3 protein-coding genes and 1 pseudogene are annotated in these 2,727 nt (G+C 42.7%); 3 read left to right on the top strand and 1 reads right to left on the bottom strand.

Translation table 11 applies throughout. From position 1 onward, the window contains the following. From BZG77_RS14425 to BZG77_RS14415, 3 genes are all read left to right on the top strand, one after another. A partial coding sequence (locus BZG77_RS14425) for a glycosyltransferase (protein ID WP_131826169.1) occupies positions 1–396 on the top strand: 396 nt, incomplete at its 5' end. A gap of 11 nt (positions 397–407) precedes the next feature. Then, positions 408–1,259, top strand: a complete 852-nt coding sequence (locus BZG77_RS14420) for a glycosyltransferase (protein WP_241844168.1) — start codon at positions 408–410, stop codon at positions 1,257–1,259. Between the two features lie 18 nt (positions 1,260–1,277). Then, complete coding sequence (locus tag BZG77_RS14415) at positions 1,278–2,273, top strand: NAD-dependent epimerase (protein ID WP_077647736.1); 996 nt, start codon at positions 1,278–1,280, stop codon at positions 2,271–2,273. Positions 2,274–2,335: 62 nt separating this feature from the next. Here the strand turns inward: BZG77_RS14415 and BZG77_RS15085 are convergent. Further along, a pseudogene (locus BZG77_RS15085) lies at positions 2,336–2,727 on the bottom strand (sugar transferase); the annotation flags it as partial.

Raw genomic sequence — 2,727 nt, 5'->3', positions numbered from 1 at the left:
CTTTTAGAAGAATTAAAAGAAAGCAATAAGAGTTCGAATGTTAATTTTTTAGGTCAAGTGCCTAATAAAGATATATCTTATTATCTGTCTCAGTCTGATGTTTTGGTCGTTCCATCGAAAAATAGATATGAGGGCTTTCCGCGCGTTATATTGGAGGCGTGGGCTTGTGGACTACCCATTGTTGTCACTAATGTTGGCGGAGTGTCAGCATTTGTTAAGAATGGCTATAACGGATATTTAATTCCTAGCCATTCATACGAACATTTGAAAGATGCAATCGTTAAGATAATGAATTACTCTAATTACAGCCAGTTGTTAAGCGGAGTAAGGAAGTCGTCGGAAATTACTACAAAGGACTACTGGGTTCGTCAGTTTAGAGATCTCGGAATTCATTAGGAGTTTACGTTTTGTGTGGTGAGTTTAAAATTTCTAGTGAAAATGATGATGTTGGTTTCTCTGTCTTGTTGTCTGTTTATAAAAATGAATCCCCTTCGTTTTTAATTGAGTCAATCAATAGCGTTTACTTTTCTCAGACATTAAAGCCAAGCCAAATTATCTTAGTTAAAGATGGATTGTTAACGCCAAAGCTAGAAAATGTTTTGAGTGAGATAAAAACTAATATTGGAAGACTTTTAACTGTTGTTTCTCTTGAGGAAAACAAAGGTCTCGGTGCAGCGCTTAATATAGGTTTGGAAAAAAGTAAATTTGAGCTCGTTGCGCGGATGGATACAGACGATATTGCTGAGTCTAATCGGTTTGAACTGCAGATCCCTTATATGCTCGAAAACACTGATATCAGTGTATGTGGCGGGTTAGTAGATGAGTGGAATACAGATATGACTAAACGCCTGGGAGCTCGCAGAGTTCCGGGCAGTCATGATGATATTTGTCGATTTGCTAAATCAAGAAGTCCCATGAATCATCCGTCTGTCGTATTTAGGAAATCAGCCGTTCTTGATGTTGGAGGTTATCCTCCACTTCGGAAAGCACAGGACTATGCACTGTGGAGTTTGCTGCTGAGTAAAGGATATAAGCTGGCTAACCTTGATAAAGTACTCGTAAAAATGCGGGCCGGTAGTGAAATGGCATCAAGACGCGGATTTTCTTATTTAAAGTATGAAATCCAGCTTTTACGATATCAAAAGAGTATTAATTTCCTATCGGCTCGGCAGTTGCTGATCAATTCTACGATTAAATCAATACTTCGTTGTTCACCTCATTTCGTAAAAGTTGCTGCATATCGACTTCTCCATTCTTAGGCTTTCAGCGAGGATTATATGAAATATCTTGTCACTGGTGCGGCCGGATTTATTGGCAGCGCGACAGCAGAAAAGCTTGTGGCCGCTGGTCATCATGTTATTGGTGTAGATAGCCTGAATGACTACTACGATGTATCGTTAAAGCATGCGCGCCTAGCCCGCATTGAGCACCCAAATTTTACCTTTGAACAACTTGATATTGCCGACCGCGAGAAAATGGCAGCGTTATTCGAGACGCATCAATTTGATCGGGTGATTCATTTGGCGGCGCAAGCAGGGGTGCGCTATTCGATTGAAAGCCCACATGCGTATGCGGATGCCAACTTAGTGGGGCATTTGAACGTGTTAGAAGGCTGTCGTCAAACGAAGGTAAAACATCTCATTTATGCCTCTTCGAGCTCAGTCTATGGGCTGAATGCAAAGGTACCGTTTGAAACTTCAGACTCGGTAGACCACCCCGTCTCTTTGTATGCGGCAACGAAAAAGTCGAATGAGCTTATGTCCCATAGCTACTCGCACTTGTACGATATCCCGACGACAGGGCTTCGCTTCTTTACGGTATACGGCGCATGGGGTCGACCAGACATGGCGCCATTTATTTTTACCGATAAGATTTTAAAAGGTGAAACCATTGATATTAATAATAATGGTGATATGTGGCGCGACTTCACTCACGTAGACGATATTGTTGAAGGCGTGGTGCGTATTGCGGATGTTATTCCATCACGCAACAATGATTGGACCGTTGAAGCGGGCACGCCAGCTTCTAGCTCTGCGCCTTATGCCGTCTATAATATCGGACATGGCTCGCCAGTGAATTTAATGGAATTTGTTCAATGCATTGAGCGTACTCTTGGCATTGAGGCGAAAAAGAACTTCCGTGAAATGCAGCCTGGTGATGTTTATCAAACTTACGCGGATACACAAGACTTATTTAAAGCGACAGGGTATAAACCGCAAATCTCGCTCGAGCAGGGTGTGACTGAACTGGTAGAGTGGTACCTGAACTGGTAGAGTGGTACAAAGCGTTTTATAAATAATATCGGCGTGTATATCGTAAAGATCCTTTTTAGTTACTATCTTCCCATTCCAAACAGGACTGTCTTTACCGTAAGCAACAGAATTCTCAATTCCATTTTCCACGTTTGATGTTTGATGTAATACACATCATATTTATGTTTCCAAATCGCATCTTCAACTGAGGCGCCATAAGGGTATTTAACTTGTGCCAGCCCTGTTACTCCTGGCTTGACAGCATGACGAAAGCGATAATAGGGAATAGACTTCTCTAACTCTTCAATAAACACTTCGCGCTCTGGGCGCGGACCCACCAGTCTGGGCGCGGGCCCACCAGTGACATCTCGCCTTTAAATACATTAATCAGCTGCGGTAGCTCGTCGATGCGGGTTTTACGAATAAAATTGCCCACTCTGGTCACGCGCGCATCGTTCTTCGTCGCCCACTGAGC

The sequence above is a fragment of the Salinivibrio sp. IB643 genome (genome assembly GCF_001996105.1).
Classification (GTDB): Bacteria; Pseudomonadota; Gammaproteobacteria; order Enterobacterales; family Vibrionaceae; genus Salinivibrio; species Salinivibrio costicola.
Note: the sequence above shows the minus strand (reverse complement) of the source record. Positions and strands in the feature narration are given on the sequence as shown.

Bases quoted from the DNA above. Each gene is read 5' to 3' on its own strand.
- BZG77_RS14415 (WP_077647736.1), top strand. From the start codon at position 1,278: ATGAAATATCTTGTCACTGGTGCGGCCGGATTTATTGGCAGCGCGACA.